The organism is Bartonella sp. B1098 (assembly GCF_944896145.1).
Taxonomy (GTDB): domain Bacteria; phylum Pseudomonadota; class Alphaproteobacteria; order Rhizobiales; family Rhizobiaceae; genus Bartonella.
The window spans coordinates 294,025-310,944 of record NZ_CALYLP010000002.1 but is presented as its reverse complement, the minus strand read 5'-3'; the positions used below and the strand labels follow the sequence as shown (position 1 = coordinate 310,944).

At 33.7% G+C, this 16,920-nt stretch carries 12 protein-coding genes; 6 read left to right on the top strand and 6 right to left on the bottom strand.

The features are described 5' to 3' along the window. Positions 1 to 93 precede the first annotated feature (93 nt). The 3 genes from NNJ85_RS01395 to NNJ85_RS01385 form a co-directional block, all read right to left on the bottom strand. Positions 94 to 456, bottom strand: a complete 363-nt coding sequence (locus NNJ85_RS01395; RefSeq protein WP_254472958.1) for a hypothetical protein — start codon at positions 454 to 456, stop codon at positions 94 to 96. A 177-nt stretch (positions 457 to 633) separates the two neighbouring features. Further along, positions 634 to 990: a hypothetical protein gene (locus NNJ85_RS01390; RefSeq protein WP_254472957.1), complete on the bottom strand. Its 357-nt coding sequence runs from the start codon at positions 988 to 990 to the stop codon at positions 634 to 636. 1,948 nt (positions 991 to 2,938) lie between these two features. Then, positions 2,939 to 3,634, bottom strand: coding sequence for an HAD family phosphatase (locus NNJ85_RS01385; protein ID WP_254472956.1), 696 nt, complete (start codon positions 3,632 to 3,634; stop codon positions 2,939 to 2,941). A 369-nt stretch (positions 3,635 to 4,003) separates the two neighbouring features. On the opposite strand from NNJ85_RS01385, the gene NNJ85_RS01380 reads away from it, so the two are divergent. Continuing rightward, positions 4,004 to 5,092 carry a site-specific DNA-methyltransferase gene (locus NNJ85_RS01380; RefSeq protein WP_371923322.1) on the top strand — a complete coding sequence of 363 codons (1,089 nt, stop codon included), beginning with the start codon at positions 4,004 to 4,006 and terminating at the stop codon, positions 5,090 to 5,092. Positions 5,093 to 5,860: 768 nt separating this feature from the next. Here the strand turns inward: NNJ85_RS01380 and mutY are convergent. After that, complete coding sequence (gene mutY, locus NNJ85_RS01375; protein WP_254472954.1) at positions 5,861 to 6,967, bottom strand: A/G-specific adenine glycosylase; 1,107 nt, start codon at positions 6,965 to 6,967, stop codon at positions 5,861 to 5,863. 163 nt (positions 6,968 to 7,130) lie between these two features. Here mutY and NNJ85_RS01370 point away from each other — a divergent pair, with 163 nt between their 5' ends. From NNJ85_RS01370 to ppdK, 3 genes are all read left to right on the top strand, one after another. Beyond that, positions 7,131 to 7,631, top strand: a complete 501-nt coding sequence (locus NNJ85_RS01370) for a DUF721 domain-containing protein (protein ID WP_254472953.1) — start codon at positions 7,131 to 7,133, stop codon at positions 7,629 to 7,631. Between the two features lie 83 nt (positions 7,632 to 7,714). Further along, a complete protein-coding gene (locus tag NNJ85_RS01365) occupies positions 7,715 to 8,371 on the top strand; it encodes a DsbA family protein (protein WP_254472952.1) in 657 nt (218 codons plus the stop codon). 189 nt (positions 8,372 to 8,560) lie between these two features. Then, positions 8,561 to 11,227 (top strand): pyruvate, phosphate dikinase, encoded by a 2,667-nt coding sequence (gene ppdK / locus NNJ85_RS01360; RefSeq protein ID WP_254472951.1) that lies wholly within the window; start codon positions 8,561 to 8,563, stop codon positions 11,225 to 11,227. Positions 11,228 to 12,939: 1,712 nt separating this feature from the next. Here the strand turns inward: ppdK and NNJ85_RS01355 are convergent. Next, positions 12,940 to 13,782, bottom strand: a complete 843-nt coding sequence (locus tag NNJ85_RS01355) for a peptidoglycan-binding domain-containing protein (protein WP_254472949.1) — start codon at positions 13,780 to 13,782, stop codon at positions 12,940 to 12,942. A 1,160-nt stretch (positions 13,783 to 14,942) separates the two neighbouring features. On the opposite strand from NNJ85_RS01355, the gene NNJ85_RS01350 reads away from it, so the two are divergent. Further along, a complete protein-coding gene (locus NNJ85_RS01350) occupies positions 14,943 to 15,275 on the top strand; it encodes a DUF5330 domain-containing protein (protein ID WP_254472947.1) in 333 nt (110 codons plus the stop codon). A 147-nt stretch (positions 15,276 to 15,422) separates the two neighbouring features. After that, positions 15,423 to 15,833, top strand: coding sequence for a SufE family protein (locus NNJ85_RS01345; protein WP_120101053.1), 411 nt, complete (start codon positions 15,423 to 15,425; stop codon positions 15,831 to 15,833). Positions 15,834 to 15,938: 105 nt separating this feature from the next. On the opposite strand, the gene NNJ85_RS01340 is transcribed toward NNJ85_RS01345, so the two are convergent. Next, on the bottom strand, positions 15,939 to 16,376 hold the full coding sequence (locus tag NNJ85_RS01340) for a MucR family transcriptional regulator (RefSeq protein WP_005773912.1): 438 nt from the start codon (positions 16,374 to 16,376) through the stop codon (positions 15,939 to 15,941). Positions 16,377 to 16,920 lie beyond the last annotated feature (544 nt).

Genomic DNA, 16,920 nt, shown 5'->3' with positions numbered 1-16,920 from the left:
TCATTGTTATTTATCATCAACAATAAATAAAAACAGAATGCATCTATATTTATATTTCATACAAAAAGATTTTATTCTTCTGAAATTTCAATTTTAACGAGATTTAAAATACGATATTATTTTTCCTATCATCCATCCGAAAAACATGCCTAGCGTACTTGATGCATATCCAATTGCCATCGCAAGACCAAAATTTCCAAATACAAGACGTTCCATGACCTTTTCAACTTTTCCTTCAATGATCGTTTCATTGTCCACATTACGATTTAGGCTTGGTATATAGAGAGAAATGGTATGAACTGCATCCTTTCTTTTCTGTTCTATTGCAGAAACAAAAATATTTTCACGATGAGTCCTCTTTTGCAAATAGTTTGCATGGGCATTTGAAATCTGTGAAAGAGAAAAGGTAAACATCATAAAAATAATTAATATATGACTTTTAAATAATTTAATCATAATTTACCTCAAATGTTTTATACTATTCAATATATATGCGTATATTTATAATTTGGATATTTGGATATAATCTACAGCATTTATATTTTAGTAAGAGGATCTTCATTATGTAATTACTTACAACAAATGAATAATACATAATGAAGTCCTTATTCTAGTGTTATACAATACATTGAATTATTTTAAGAACGTTGAGATGTCCTTTATCCAACTTATGATTGATCCTATAACATTTATTACACATCCAGTAACCAATACTCCTATTCCTATAGTCATGGGGTCAAGGACCTTTTCAACTTTTCCTTGAAAGGTTGTCCCATTTTCTGTTTGATAACTGACAGATGGAGCATAGAAAGCAGTTGTAGAAACTGCATCAGATTTTGCATACTTTATTTGTTTCATTAGGGGAATAGACAATTCCTCTTTTGGGGTAGTATTTTCTAAATAATTTGCATTAACATTTACAGTTTGTGAAAGAAAAAAAGTGCTTGCTATAAAAACACTTAAGAAATAATTTTTAAATATTTTAACCATAACCTTACCTCAAATACTTTTAACTTATATATGTAAGTAAATATACAATATATACATATAACTTACCTTATAAATAAAACACATATTTCATTATGTATTTTAAGTCAACGCTTAAAACACATATACTAAATATATTTTAAATTTTTATAAACATTATTGCAAAAAGTAACAGTAGTAATTACAAATTATATATTTTAAAACATTGTATTCAATATTTTATTATGTATTATAATATAAAACGATATGTATTAACCGTATCATTTTTATAAAATGATATTCATATTATTTTGAAATACCAATTTCATAATAAAAATATGAAAATTATGATCCATTTATGAAAACAGCTTCAATAATTTAAACATAAATAGACATATTAAATTTTATTCTATATATAATATATATTGCTTATTCATATTATTATTTAACTTTTGTCATAATAACATAGTGCTATTTCTTACTTTGCTATTAATGATATATACTTTTATGCTATAGATAATAAAAAATGTACAATTCTCTCATAGTGTAAAGGAGAGCTCAAGTTGGATAGAAATCAATGATATTGTCTTGAACCTTTTTCTCGCCAATGTGAACAGAATATTACTATGATACAAAGCAGTATGAGAATATCAATTCGGATGCTTTTATAAGGGGCGTAAAATCAGCATTGGATAATATTTTTCAAAATTTTCTTCTTGTTCAGACTGAAAAACTGCTTTTGTTTTTTAGAAAAAGTATTTTTCTTAAAGTTGAATTACTTTTGAAAAAATCTCGTTTCATTGATTATTTAAAAAATCTATTAAGTGTTTTCAAAAAATTTTGAGAAGCTGCTGATATTTCTTTACGTTTTTCAACATCAGCGATTATATGTTTCATATTTATGTTCTTGTTAAAAAAATTCTCAAGATACCAATCCTATTTCGCAATGATACGTGTGAATGATAATGATAAAGCCCCATATATAAAATTTTTAGGGTATCAGCATCTTTAACGTTTATAAAGACGAAAGAGGGCATTGTCATACACTTTGCTCATTCTTAATGTTGCTACAATCCTTGGCATTTGAGGTGCTTCATGAAGAGGCGTTTTTATTCATTTCTTTAATTGATTCAACATATCCAATATTTGAAATGAGAGAATTTTACGACATTCATTTTTTTTATTTAATCTGAACTATGCTAGATTATTATATAAATCAATATATTGCGCATCAGTTTTTTGGTAAGAAATATTTTCTATAAAAGCATATATCTTTATCAAAGATATATTTTTTAGTCTTTATATAACCTCGGAAAGATTATACCAATTGATGTTATCAAAAGCTTGCTTAAGCAGCACTATCAATAAGCCTTCAACAAATGTACGAGATTTAGTTTGAGGAAGTGTAAACTCTTGTAGCTCAACAAGAGTGTTTTTGTCGTTTTCAACAAGCTCTTGTGTTTTATAGATTCCAAGAATTTTAATATGTTATCCTATGGTCAATACGAACAAAGCATAAAAATTTTACCCTATTGCGTAATGTATTTAATAAGCTGAGGGGGCGTGGTTTTGGCATAGCAATTTGCATACTTTATTGAGTAAGGCATCGTAATATTTTTTTTGACGAATCGAGCCATTTATCAGGATGGGTAACTGATGTTGGGACTAGGATATTGGATTTGAGAAAGATAGGCAGTTTACCAGTAGATTTGATTTCTCAGAAGAGTGGATTTCTATGAGTTCGTATCCTTATTTTTGCTTCTTTTAAAGCATGTGTAATGGTTAGACTTATGGTTTCTGAGCAAGGTCCCATATTTTTTCTTCTTCACATTATTAAGATGCAATCGCCCTATGTTGAAAATCACGTATTTATTAAAATTATTAGGAAAGAAGAGAAGCAAGAAGGGGAGGACATCTGGAAAAAATGTCCTCTTACAAGAATTTACAAACGGATATCTTCAAGAGGTTTTTTTTATAAGAAATCGCGCCATACGGCCATTGCTTCTAAAACTTCTCCTAAATGAGCATGCTTTGCGATAACCGTTTCCGCACCAGCTTCTGCAAGTGCATTAGAGTGGCCAAGATAGCTATGGGAACCTCCCGTAAAGCCGATGACACGCATGCCTGCTGCTATGGCGGCATGGACACCATGAAGTGAATCTTCTATAACGATTGTGTTTTGGGGTTCTGCTTTTAATTGTTGTGCGGCAAAAAGGAAAACATCAGGGGCTGGTTTTGTTTTTTTTGTTCCAACTTCAGGTGCTGAAAATATTTTACCTTCAAAAAGGTCATAGAGATCAACAGTGATGAGCATCTCTTTTATATCTACGCTCTTTGCATTAGAGCAGATACAGTAGGGATAGCGCGTTTGAATCATTTCTATGGCTTCTCTTACATCAGCAATCGCCCGTAATTCAGTTTTTATTTGTGTACGAAAAATATTGGTCATCTGATCTATGAGATGAGCAGAAACTGGTTTTTCTGTTTCCTGTTCAACGTGTTTAAGAATATCGCGAAAGATAAGCCCAGCAAAACGCTCACTCAATTCTTCGGGTGATATTTCATATCCTGTTTGTTTTAGCAATTGAGATCCAATTTTTGCTGCAAGATATTCAGAGTCGACGAGAACACCGTCACAATCAAAAATAATAAGATCTATCTGAGGCATAAGATATTCCTTTACATGTTATGAGATGGACAACTTTCATGAAAACAATCTTAAGAGGACCTTATTTCATAAAAATACGCTTTGAAAACGATTCTTAATTCTTTTACAAAATAAAAGCTATGGGAACAGTACATTAAAAAAGAAAAATAAAGATTCATTCTTATGAAAGTTTTTTACTTAAAAAAAATAAAAACAAATATCAATTTTGTAGAATTTTAACGATACGTTTACTCTATTTTGTAAATATGGATTGGTAATGCGGGCCTATAAACTATTTTGATTGATTATAGGGCAAATTCAGTTCATTTTGTTGGGTTTTTCATGACAGTTATTCAGCTTCAAAAAGATTTCATTCGTACTCCCTCACAGATGCCATGGCGCAATAAAATTTTTAAAGGAGATTGTGTTGCCGTTTTAGAAAAATTGCCCAAACATTCCGTTGATATGATTTTTGCGGATCCCCCCTATAATTTGCAATTGGATGGTGCGCTATACCGTCCAGATCATTCGCTTGTTGATGCGGTTGATGATGCATGGGATCGGTTTGAGAGTTTTGCTGCTTATGATGCTTTTACCCGTGCATGGTTGCTTGCGTGTCGTCGTGTGTTAAAACCTAACGGAACACTTTGGGTTATCGGATCTTACCATAATATTTTTCGAGTTGGGACGGCATTACAAGATTTAGGTTTTTGGATGCTTAATGATATTATTTGGCGCAAAAATAATCCGATGCCTAATTTCCGAGGGCGCCGCTTTCAAAATGCCCATGAGACGCTTATTTGGGCTGTACGAGATCAAAAAGATAAAAAGTACACATTTAATTATGAAGCCTTAAAAGCGGCGAATGAAGATTTACAAATGCGTTCAGATTGGCTTTTTCCTCTCTGTACAGGTGCTGAACGTTTAAAGGATGATTCAGGGCGTAAATTACATCCAACACAAAAACCACAAGCGTTATTAGCGCGTATTATTATGGCTTCTAGTAAACCTGGTGATGTTATTCTTGATCCGTTTTTGGGTTCGGGAACAACAGGTGCTGTTGCCAAGCTTTTAGGGCGTGACTTTGTGGGGATTGAACGTGAGCAAGATTACATTGATGCAGCGTGTGAGAGGATTGCGGCGGTTAAACCTTTAGCACAACCAGAACTGGCGATTTTGGATAGAAAAAAAGCAGAGCCGCGCGTAGCATTCAATAGTTTGCTTGAAGCAGGTTTACTCTATCCTGGGGAAGTTCTTTATGATCGCAAGAAGCAAGTATCTGCTATTGTAAGAGCTGATGGTACGATTATGCATGGTGGTGAAGCTGGCTCAATTCATGCAATGGGAAGAAAGGCTCAAGATTCGCAGAGTTGTAACGGTTGGACCTTTTGGTATTATGAGGAAAATGGACGATTGAAATCCATAGATCATTTAAGAATGATCATACGCTCACAAATGTTAAAAACAGGTGTTTTATAAACGAAGATGATCACTTCATTCTATTGACCAGCAATGTTTAGATGCCCTTAATAGAGAGAGACATAAGGGCATTTTATGCCCTTTAAAGCGTTATTTGTATGCACGTTTTGCTTGCAAAGTTTTAAATGAGTGTTTTTTATATTTCTGTTAGAAGACATCAAAATGAAAAAGTTTCATTCTATATTCTTATTTAAGTGCCAAAATAATAAAATTTCAATATAATTTTATAAAAATGAAATATCAGAATTAAAAGCCTCACTCAGAAGTTTAAAATCAAGAGTTTTTTTGAGGTAAGACTTAGATCTATAAAGTGCGTTCAATATGTGATTTATAAAGATAATTTGCATTGTTCAACTTGAATTAGCTTCCCCAAAATATCGTAAATTTTCTTATTTCAAAGCTGTTTCATATTGAATCAATCAAAATCGCTTGTTTGCACGTTATAAGCGGGGCTAACATAGGGGTAAAATTGCTAAAAAAGGACTAAAAGTACCTCTTGTGAACTATCTCAAGAGTTAAGGGCTGTAGACAAAACATTGGAGATGAGTAAAGTGTGTGATGGGTACCGGCTTGCTCTTTCACAGGAAAAAAAAGGATAGAGCCTGAAATTTAAATCTAAGATTTCTAAGCTTTTCTATCCCTTCTTAATTTTTATCTATAGCAAGAATTGATCATTTCATTTCCTTAAATTTTTCTTTTACAGAGGAAAAAATAGTCGCTAGGGATATCAACGTCTCCGTTAACAAACATTTTTACTGATAGGGACGGTCATTTAAATCTGAAAGAATTAGGAAGTGCTATGGAGATAGCTTTTTTCATAACAGTAGGGAGTGCTTCGTTGGCAAGATGTTGAATATTGCACCACCAACCATTTTCACAATTCATTTCATGAAGATCGTCAGTATAGTAAACATCGAGTTTTAGAGAAAAGTGAGTAAAAACATGGGTAATTTGTCCTTTGAATTGCCAATTGGCAGTAAAGGGTGCATTTTGAAGTTCATTTTTGTTGTTTATACCAATATTATTAGGAATTTGGGTCATTCCGCCAAGGAGTTTTTGTGTCTGTCTTTTTTCTAAATAAATTTGTCTCTTTTTATTAAGGACCACAAAAGCAACACCTGTTTTTAAAGGGCGTTCTTTTTTAGGAGCTTTGACTGGAAAAGCTTCTGTTTGTTGCATCTTTTCCGCTTTGCATAAACTTTGAAGAGGGCAGATAAAACAAGACGGTTTGCGTGGTGTACAAATTGTTGCTCCCAAATCCATCATTGCTTGAGCAAAGTCTCCAGGACGACTTAAAGCGGTAATCTTTTGTGTTTGTTCTTTAATTTCAGCTTTTGCTTTTGGTAATATTGAATTGATAGCAAAAAGTCGGGTTACCACACGTTCGACGTTACCATCAACCACTGCTACAGGTTGGTTAAAAGCAATTGCGGCAATGGCTGCAGCTGTATAATCTCCAATCCCCGCGAGAGTTCGTAAGGCTTTGACAGATTGTGGAAATTGCCCTGCGTAGTTTTCAACAAGCTGTTGTGCACATTTTTTAAGATTACGTGCACGTGAATAATAACCAAGTCCAGCCCATGCTTTCATGATGTCATCTTGGGAGGCTTTTGCTAAAGAGGAAAGATTAGGCCAAAGTTTCAGAAATTTTTTAAAATAAGGCTTAACCGTTTCAACGGTCGTTTGTTGAAGCATGATTTCAGAAAGCCAAACGTGATAAGGATCAGGACGGATACCTTGTTTTTGCTCTTCAGGGGTAATCCGCCATGGGAGATGTCGGTGATTTTGATCGTACCAAGAAAGAAGGTGCGAAGAAATTTCATACATGATTGTTTTCAAGCATAGGGAAATGTAAAATGCAAAAGAAAAAAGCATTGATTTGGTAATCCATGTTTTTTTGCTCTTTTATTTTTATTGTCGAGATTTTGGTGAGGAGAGAATTTTTTATTTTATTGATATTATATAAATTGGAAAGGCAATAATTTTTAGATGAAGCAAATGATTGTAATTGAGTAAACGGTTGAACAATGATCTAAAAATGAGAAAACAACTAAAAAAACATGCTTTTTATTCTCTTTCTGAGACGGTACTGAAAATACTTGATCCAGTTTTACGCAAACGGACAGGGCTTAATGTTGCGCTTATAGAGCATTGGCCACAAATTGTGGGCTATGATATCAGTAAACATACAATACCTCTTAAAATTATTTGGAAACGTCGCGCCGATCAAGATGAAGTTTTTAAGCCCGCAACACTTGTTATCGCATGTGAAGGATTTACTGCTTTAAAATTGATGCATGAAACGGAGGAATTGCTTCATAGAATTAATGGATTTTTTGGTTATATTGCGATTGATCGCATCAAGATTAAACAAAGGAGTGTATCGATTTTTATGAATCATGGGCCCCTAAAGCCGACTTTGAGTGAAAAAGACAAAAAATACCTAGAAAAAATGCTCGAAGGAATTGAAGATAAAAACTTACGCCAATCACTTTATAAACTTGGCTGTTGCATTTTCTCGGAAAAAAATAATAAATAGCAAGATATTTTATATATTTTCCTTTAATATATGCAAAAGCATTGGATTCCTATTCGTTTAATAACAACAGAAAAGTATTATTTATGGTAAAATATCGTTCTTTTTTATCTTTTGGAATAATTTTTCTCTTCATAACGATTGTACAAAACAGTGTAACAGTTGCTTTAGCACGTAGCACCAAACCTGTTGCAACGGTGGATATGGCTGAGCTTCTTCAGTCGGGTAAAGTAAAGGATCGCTTTGAGGGAGAGGCGGATGCACCAGTCATCATTGTTGAGTATGCTTCGTTGACATGTACGCATTGTGCACATTTTTATAATGATATCCTTCCTCAAATTCGTAAAAAATATATCAAAACAGGCAAAGTGAAAATGATTTTTCGCGATTATGCTTTTGATCCTCGGGCAACAGCAGGTTTTATGTTAGCACGATGTGCACCAGAAGATCGCTATTTTCCTTTGATAGAAGTTTTATTTCAAAAACAAAATGAGTGGGTTTGGGTAAAAGATGCTCTGACACCGTTGAAAAAGATTAGCTTAATGGCGGGTTTTACAGATGAGAGTTTTACTGAGTGTTTGCAAAATCAGTCCATTTTAGATGAAGTGAATGCATCTTTTGAGCGTGGTAAAGAACTTGGTGTCACAGCAACGCCTACTTTCTTTATCAATGGTGATAAATATGAAGGTGCCATGAACGTAGACGAGTTTTTTTCGGTGATTGATGGTTATCTTAAAAACTGAATTTTAATCTTCCAGAAGGGGGTAAGTGAGATGTGTGATCATTTCTCTTTTGGAAGGATTGGTATTGTGTATTTATGAAGTGATTATGAAACGATATTTTTTGTTTTGCTGGTGTTTAAATCAAATCATTGTTTTTAAATGAGTCTGTGTTGAATAATGTTTTGGTGCTGATATGGGAGGATTTATATAATGAAAAAATGGGTTTATAGTTTTGGAGATGGCAGCGCAGAAGGAAGTGCAAGCGAGCGTAATCTTCTGGGAGGTAAAGGCGCTAATTTGGCAGAAATGAGTAATCTTGGTTTGCCAGTACCACCTGGCTTTACTCTGACAACAGAAGTTTGTAATTTTTATTATGCCCATGACAAATCATATCCAGAAGAGTTACAGGAATCTGTTAAGAAAGCACTAGGACGTGTTGCTGAACAAACGGGACGTGAATTTGGGAATGAACAAAGACCGCTTTTGCTTTCTGTTCGTTCGGGGGCTCGGACTTCTATGCCAGGGATGATGGATACAGTACTGAATCTTGGCATGAATGATGAAACTGTCAAAGCGATTGCTTTACAAGCCAATAATGAACGTTTTGCTTATGATAGTTATCGGCGTTTTATCCAAATGTATTCTAACGTTGTTTTAGGCGTAGACCATTCGTATTTTGAAGAGATTCTTGATGAAGCAAAAGCGCACAATGGTTACACTGTTGATACAGAAATGACAGCAGATGATTGGAAAAATGTTATTATTTCTTATAAAGCCTATGTTGAAGAACAATTAGGAAAACCTTTTCCACAAGACCCTGAAGAACAGTTATGGGGGGCGATTGGAGCTGTTTTTTCAAGTTGGATGACAGCACGTGCAGTTACTTATCGCCGTTTACATGGCATTCCTGAAAGTTGGGGAACGGCAGTGAATGTGCAAGCTATGGTTTTTGGGAATATGGGAGAAGATTCGGCAACAGGTGTCGCTTTTACACGCAATCCATCGACAGGACAAAAAGAACTTTATGGTGAATTTTTAGTTAATGCGCAAGGAGAGGATGTTGTGGCGGGCATTCGAACGCCTCAAAATATTACAGAAAATGCACGTATTGTTGCTGGTTCAAATAATCCGTCTTTAGAAAAAATCATGCCTGAAGCTTTTTTGAAGTTATGTCAGATCGCACAGAAACTTGAGCAGCATTATCGAGATATGCAAGATCTCGAGTTTACCATTGAAAAGGGTAAATTATGGATGCTGCAGACTCGTTCAGGAAAACGCACAGCGCGTGCAGCTCTCAAGATGGCAATTGAAATGGTTGAGGAGAGCTTAATAAGTCGCAAAGAGGCTGTGATGCGTATTGATGCAAAGTCACTTGATCAACTTTTGCACCCAACACTTGATCCCAAAGCAGAACGTTTTGTTATAGGGCGTGGTTTACCGGCTTCTCCTGGAGCCGCAACGGGTGAAATTGTTTTTACGTCAGAAGAGGCAGAAACAGCATCAGCGGAAGGGCGCAAAGTTATTTTGGTCCGTGTAGAAACAAGCCCAGAAGATATCCATGGGATGCATGCTGCTGAAGGAATTTTAACAACGCGCGGCGGTATGACAAGCCATGCTGCTGTTGTGGCGCGGGGGATGGGAAAGCCATGTATTTCCGGTGCTGGCAGTGTGCGGATTGATTATAACACGGATACGTTGTTTGCTTCAGGAGAAAATTTTAAAAAGGGTGATGTTATCACGATTGATGGTGGAAGTGGGGAAATTTTCAAAGGGAAGGTTGCGATGTTGCAGCCTGAGCTTTGTGGAGACTTTGCAAAGTTAATGGAATGGGCTGATAGGATGCGACGTATAAGAGTTCGCGCCAATGCTGAAACACCATCTGATGCCCGTATGGGGCGTTCTTTTGGGGCTGAAGGTATTGGTCTTTGCCGTACGGAGCATATGTTTTTTTCTGGTGAACGTATCGTTGCCATGCGTGAAATGATTTTAAGTCATGATGAAAGTGGACGACGCAAAGCGTTAGACAAGCTTTTGCCAATGCAGCGTTCAGATTTTAGTGAATTGTTTGAAATTATGTGTGGTTTGCCTGTGACCATTCGCTTGCTTGATCCGCCACTCCATGAATTCTTACCAAAAACCGATGCAGAAATTCTTGAAGTTGCAAAAGCTATGGGTGTTTCTGCAGAAGCGCTTGCTGAACGTGCACAGCAGTTGCACGAATTTAACCCTATGCTTGGATTACGAGGATGTCGTTTAGCCATTACTTATCCTGAAATTGCTGAAATGCAAGCGCGGGCGATTTTTGAAGCAGCAGCAGAAGCCGCCCAAAAATCTGGCTCTCCTGTTGTGCTTGAAATTATGGTGCCACTTATTGCGCTTAAATCTGAACTTGATTTTGTCAAAGCGCGTATTGATCAGGTTGCTAAAGAAGTGATGAAAGAAAAGGGAAGCTCTATTCAGTATATGGTTGGGACGATGATTGAGCTTCCAAGAGCAGCGCTTCGAGCCGATGAAATTGCTGAAACAGCAGAATTTTTTTCATTTGGAACAAACGATTTGACACAAACCACTTTTGGAATTTCCCGTGATGATGCGGCTCCTTTTTTGGCAACCTATTTTCAAAAAGGTCTTTTAGAACAAGATCCTTTCGTATCTATTGATCGTGATGGTGTAGGAGAACTGATTGCCATTGCTGCACAGCGTGGACGCTCAAAGCGTGCAAAAATAAAATTGGGAATTTGTGGTGAACATGGAGGTGATCCTGCTTCTATTGCTTTATGTGAAGAAAATAACCTAGATTATGTTTCATGTTCCCCTTTTCGAGTTCCAATTGCCCGTTTAGCAGCAGCACAGGCTGCAATAGCAAAAAGGATATAACAGGTTAATATTTTTTTTATGTATCGTGATTGCCGAAATAAATTTTTATGTACGTTCTTTTATTTTATTCCTTAAAGAAAATAAAAAGCATTTCTAAAATCTCCCATAATTTATAGCATGTGAGAAAGTGTATTTTTGGGGGGGTATAAAATAGGAGGCAAGATAAAACAGGGTTATTATTAATAGGCTTTCAGTATGGACGGACGCTTGATAGAGAGTTGGGCGCTTGTGCAGTTAATTTATGCATCTGCTTTTTAACAGCAGGAACGCCTCACACAAAACAGAATGCTTCAAACAAATGCATTTATTTTATACATTGATGGGCTGTTTTGAAAAAATGTTTCTTAACCCATTTCACGTCATCACTTGTGGAATGGAATTATCTAAAACTTCCTGTCAGTTTATAAAATTCCCTGTGCGCTGCCAGCTTTATACTTATGGAAAAATATAAAAGTTATATAAGGTATTGATTATAAATATAATTTATATATTTCTCATATTGAATATCCTTCCGAATATCATAAGATTTCCTCATTTCAACTTCTTTAATAATTGAATCAATCAAAACCATGTTTCTTGCTCTTTACAGACGGGGAGAACTATGTAGATAAAAAAATTAAAGCAAGGCTATTTTTTTTCATGGATCGTCCCAAGCACCAAAAGCTGTTGCATCATTGAAAGTAGGAACAATGTGTAATGATGCCAGCTTGCTCCTTTACAAGCATACAGATGATAGTGCACAGTGGAACTGCTATTATATTATTCACGGATATTGTTGCAAAATAGGTTTGGATACTTTAAGAAATGTTTCTTTAAAGAAAGTCCCATGAATGGCAAAGATTCCATTGGGGACGTTTTATTTTACATGAGGGGGTGGTGATCCGCAAAAGACACGTGATAAATAAAAGCGTGAGATAATACTCTCCATTATTTAAAAGAAGGCACGGCTTTTAGATGTCTTTGAAAGTCGTAAAGTTAAATGAAAAGAAAATGACCAAGATGACAAATGATTTCTACTCTTAAAACTTTTATGTTCTGCCCAAATTAGGCTGACTTCCTGTTTTAAGGGATTACACAAACAGCAGATATACGCGCTTGCACCCATTTGGCATACAAAAGCAATAACAGCAGAGAAAACGCCTTAGTCCTTATCTCAAACATGCGATTGAATGAGGATTGACAAGCCACAACAAAAGCACAGACTTTTTTAGGAAACAACGCCATAAAATATGAAACTTTTCCAATCATGAATTGGAGAAATGTGCCGGCTTTTTATAAAACATTTTGCGAAACAATAACCATAATATCACTAGCGTTTCGTCTCCTTATTCTTCAGATGTTCGGACATATCCTTTGCGTTATATTCACAAAAGCAAATTGACAGTAAATATGGATCATTTCTGGCTTGAGAATATGAAAGGAAGGTGTGATACAATAACAGAATTTCGTATTTTTTGATCATCAGAAGCAATAAAAATTTTAAAGTAAGTCCTTTACTTTCTTATAATGATTTTTTTCTACAACCGGTCGTGATCCCCTTGCGAGTAAATTATATGGCTCAATATGGAATGCGTAAGAAAATCATTCTGATTATTTAATATAAAAAGGTTTGCGGTAAAAAAATATTTTTGTATTCGGGGGTATTAAGCAAGAAGATGATAAATTATCATTATCAATCAAGAGATTGTTTTTTATAATATAGATGATTAGCTTTAATTTAATAAACCAATTTCACGCATTTTCATTAAAATTGTGAGATTAATTTTTCCCGTGATAGGAAGATCAAACATTTTTTGGAACTGTTTTAAGGCTTCTATGGTTTTTTGATCTTCTATTCCTGTGACAAGAACTTCCTCATGACCAAAATTACGTAAAGCTTTTTGCACCTGTAAAATATCTTCAACAGAAGGATCTAAAATAGCTTCTTTCGAATTTGTTATATTTCTTGTTGTTGTATCATTTGCCATTTCTATTTCGCTCTGCTTAATTAATATTGCAATTTCATCTGTTGTGGCGTTGGGTAAAACGTCGTTTTGCTTTTTTTGAGTAGCTTGTTGTTTCCATAAAGCGATAGCACGACGCGTTTTAGGACCATCCAGTCCATCTAAAGGTCCATTATAAAGTCCTAATTCTGCGAGTTCTTTTTGCTTTTCCAGCATACTTGCTGATGGAGGGAGAAAAGGTGAATTTGTTTGGGGATGACTTGAAGAATGTACAGAAGCCACACGAGAGGGTTCTTGTGATTTTGCTTCTTTTTCAGATAGATTAGGTTTTTTTTCGATACTTTGAGAAGAGGAAAACTTCATTTGAAAAAAAATATTTTGATGTGTTGTCATTTGAGAAAATAAAGCATTAAATGAAACAAATAAAAAACTAATGCTAAAAAGAAGAAAACCAACAAAAAATAGAGTATTTTTTCGTGTATAAAAATAAAGAGTTTTTGCTATCCAAAAAATAAAATGAAAAGTTATAAGAAGAAGAGTAATAAAAAGACTACGATGGTATTTACGATGTTTTACAGTTTTTTTTCGGGATGTCTTTCGCTTTGTTGTCATTAGTTTTGATTTTCAGTTGCGTTTATTTTTCACAAAAAAACGAATGTAAATTATTTCTTATTTCAAGATAGAAAGAAGTGCAGTGATATTATTTTTTCCTTTCAAGTGCCTAAAATAAGCAGCCTTATTATATCCATTTATAAGTTGATAAATCAACAAGAGCTCTTATCAACTTTTATTAGTTTCATATTTTACAAATCTTTAATCTGTATAAAGAGAGCATCAAATGATTAACTCTCAAGACCCTGTCGTGTTTTCAAACAAGCATTATCACATCTAATGATCTAAACAATAATGCTACGTTATTCTTCATTTTTAGCACATATATTTGCTATTCTTTAAAATCAAGTTGAGAATATTTTCCTATAACGCCAGAATGATGATAGCCATTATTATCCTTTATAATTTACATAGAGAGGGTTACTTATCCGTAAACGGTTTGATAAGAGCAATTAATTCTTAATGGTATTATATTTTGGCACAAATCCTTCTATTCATATTCAATTATTTTCATAAGTATCAATTAAATTGATGTTTACAATGTTATAAAAACATCTTGGCTTGAGAGGGAATCGTAAGAGATTCCTCTCTATTTTTATTGACATGTTGATCATGTTTATGGTGTGCCAGTAAAAATTTTATAGACAATATCAATATGTTATCGACATGAGAGTCAGAATAATAGAATTTGGCTTTTCTTTAGCCCTTTCAACTAAGCTTAAAATAATGAATTATCATTTAAAATAAGTATGTACACAATATGGAAAAGAAATTGGGCTATATGTTTAATCCTTATCTTATCGCTCACTTTCTTGTGGAATAAAAGGTGACAAATGTGGGGTATTCACTTCCTACCCCTTATGTACGATCATGATTATGTCTCTTATTTCTTATCATAGTTTATTATATATAATAATCCTATAACGAAATGATTTGATATTTTTGTATAATTTAAGTATTAATTTTTTTCCAAATAGACAATATATCCCATTTTTATACAGCGGTATCGTATCATATTTATAAAAAAGCTAATGATATAGGTCCAATAAATGAATACTCAATTTTATAAAAAACTCATTTTATAAATTTTTTATAAAGAAGCAGTGTGTAAAATACTCTTTTTTTTTATTGCCTTTACCATTGCGGTACATTGATTGCTCATGATACGTTTTTTAATCAAATTATCATTTTTTTTGTTTTTTGTTTTTGTCATTATTTCATTTTTTGTAGCAAATCCAAGCAGTAATCATTCTTCTAACTCAAAAAATAATGAGACAATAACAAGCGATGTGATTATTGCTTTTAAGGAAGCTTTAAATGACTTAGGAACATTTTGTGACCGTAATAAAGAAACTTGTAAAGTAGGAAGGTCCTTTTTAAGTTTACTTGGCGAACGCGCATATTACGGTGCAAGAGCTGTTTATGAATATTTAGGACACATATTAGGGCACAAAAATAATATAGAGGTTTCTCCTAATGCTTCTCAAAAATGAAAATAAAAAAATTCTCACAAAATCATACAATGTTATCTTAAAATAAGAATTTTTAACGTTCTTCATATTCGTTGTGTTAGGAATATAAATATTTATCTACCCATAATATATTCAACATGATGATTAAAAGGAAACAGGACTAAGATCATGGCGGAAACAATCGACAATATTATAGAAAACTTTTCGCTTTTGGATAGTTGGGAAGATCGTTATCGTTATGTCATTGAGCTTGGCCATGAATTGCCACCTTTTCCAGAAAGTGCTCGAAACGATGCCCACAAAGTTCCTGGTTGTGTTAGCCAAGTGTGGCTTTTATCGTCACGTAATAATTCAGAAGATCCAATATTAACGTTTCAAGGTGATTCCGATGCCCATATTGTGCGTGGACTCATTTATATTCTTCTTGCTTTTTATTCAGGTAAAAAAGCTTCTGAAATTCGTAACTCTGATGCTCAAGAGCTCTTTGAAAAACTTGGTTTAAATGAAAATCTTACACCACAACGATCCAACGGTTTAAAATCAATGATTAAACGAATCCGTAACGAAAGCTCTATATAATTCCCTTTCTAAAAACCATTATGCACACAAAAATTTCACAAAAAATGTGCACTCTAAAAAGCAACTTTATATATATATTAGGAACTACTTTTTCGCAAAATATGACTATTTAGCTTTTTTCCGTTTACTTTTGCGTCCAAGCCCCATTTCTTTGGCTAAAGCTGATCGTGTTTTTGCATAATTAGGCGCCACCATAGGATAAGAGCTGTCTAACTGCCATTTTTCACGATATTCCTCTGGTAACATTCCATAATGTGTCATGAGATGACGCTTGAGAGATTTAAATTTTTTTCCATCTTCAAGGCAAATGAGATAATCAGGAAATACCGAACGCTTTGGATTAACGGCAGGCCTTTGTTTTTCAGCTTCGACTTCCGTTAATTCTAAGTTTCCTGCTTTACGAAAAGCAGCATGGACATCAGCAATCAAACTTGGCACTTCAGTCGGTCGAATAGAATTATTACTCACGTAGGCAGCAACAATATCAGCAACCAATGTAATAACTAAATTGCTTTCAGTCTCTAAGACTGCACGATGTTCCATTCTTGTTTCCTTTAATTCAAAATCGAGTAATCCAAAATTGAGATATAGTGCATATACTCATAATATAAAGATCCGATGCACATAAGTTTCATATTGTACAAAAATCTTTTTTGTCAATTCAATTATTTTATAAAATTGCCAAAACACAAAAAAATCAAATAAATACCTCTTTTTTGTCATAATACATAATAAGAAAAACGAAATTCTTACATATTAAAATACAGTTTTATTCTATAACATATCATACATATATACGATATATCACAAATATAAAAAAAATATAAGATGAAATTTATTTATTTTTTTTGAGAACGTAAAAATAAAATTACGAATTATAAAAATACAAGACATAAAACATTATTTTTATTTTAAATAATTAATAATTTATTAAATATTTTTTTATAGAATTTAAATTTATTTTTATGATTTTTATTTATTAAAATTAATAGATAAAAACAAACTATATTATAAATATGACAAAACATCACCATTTATAATATAAAACTATACATTAAAACGATATAGAATACTTTTTTATTTTTTA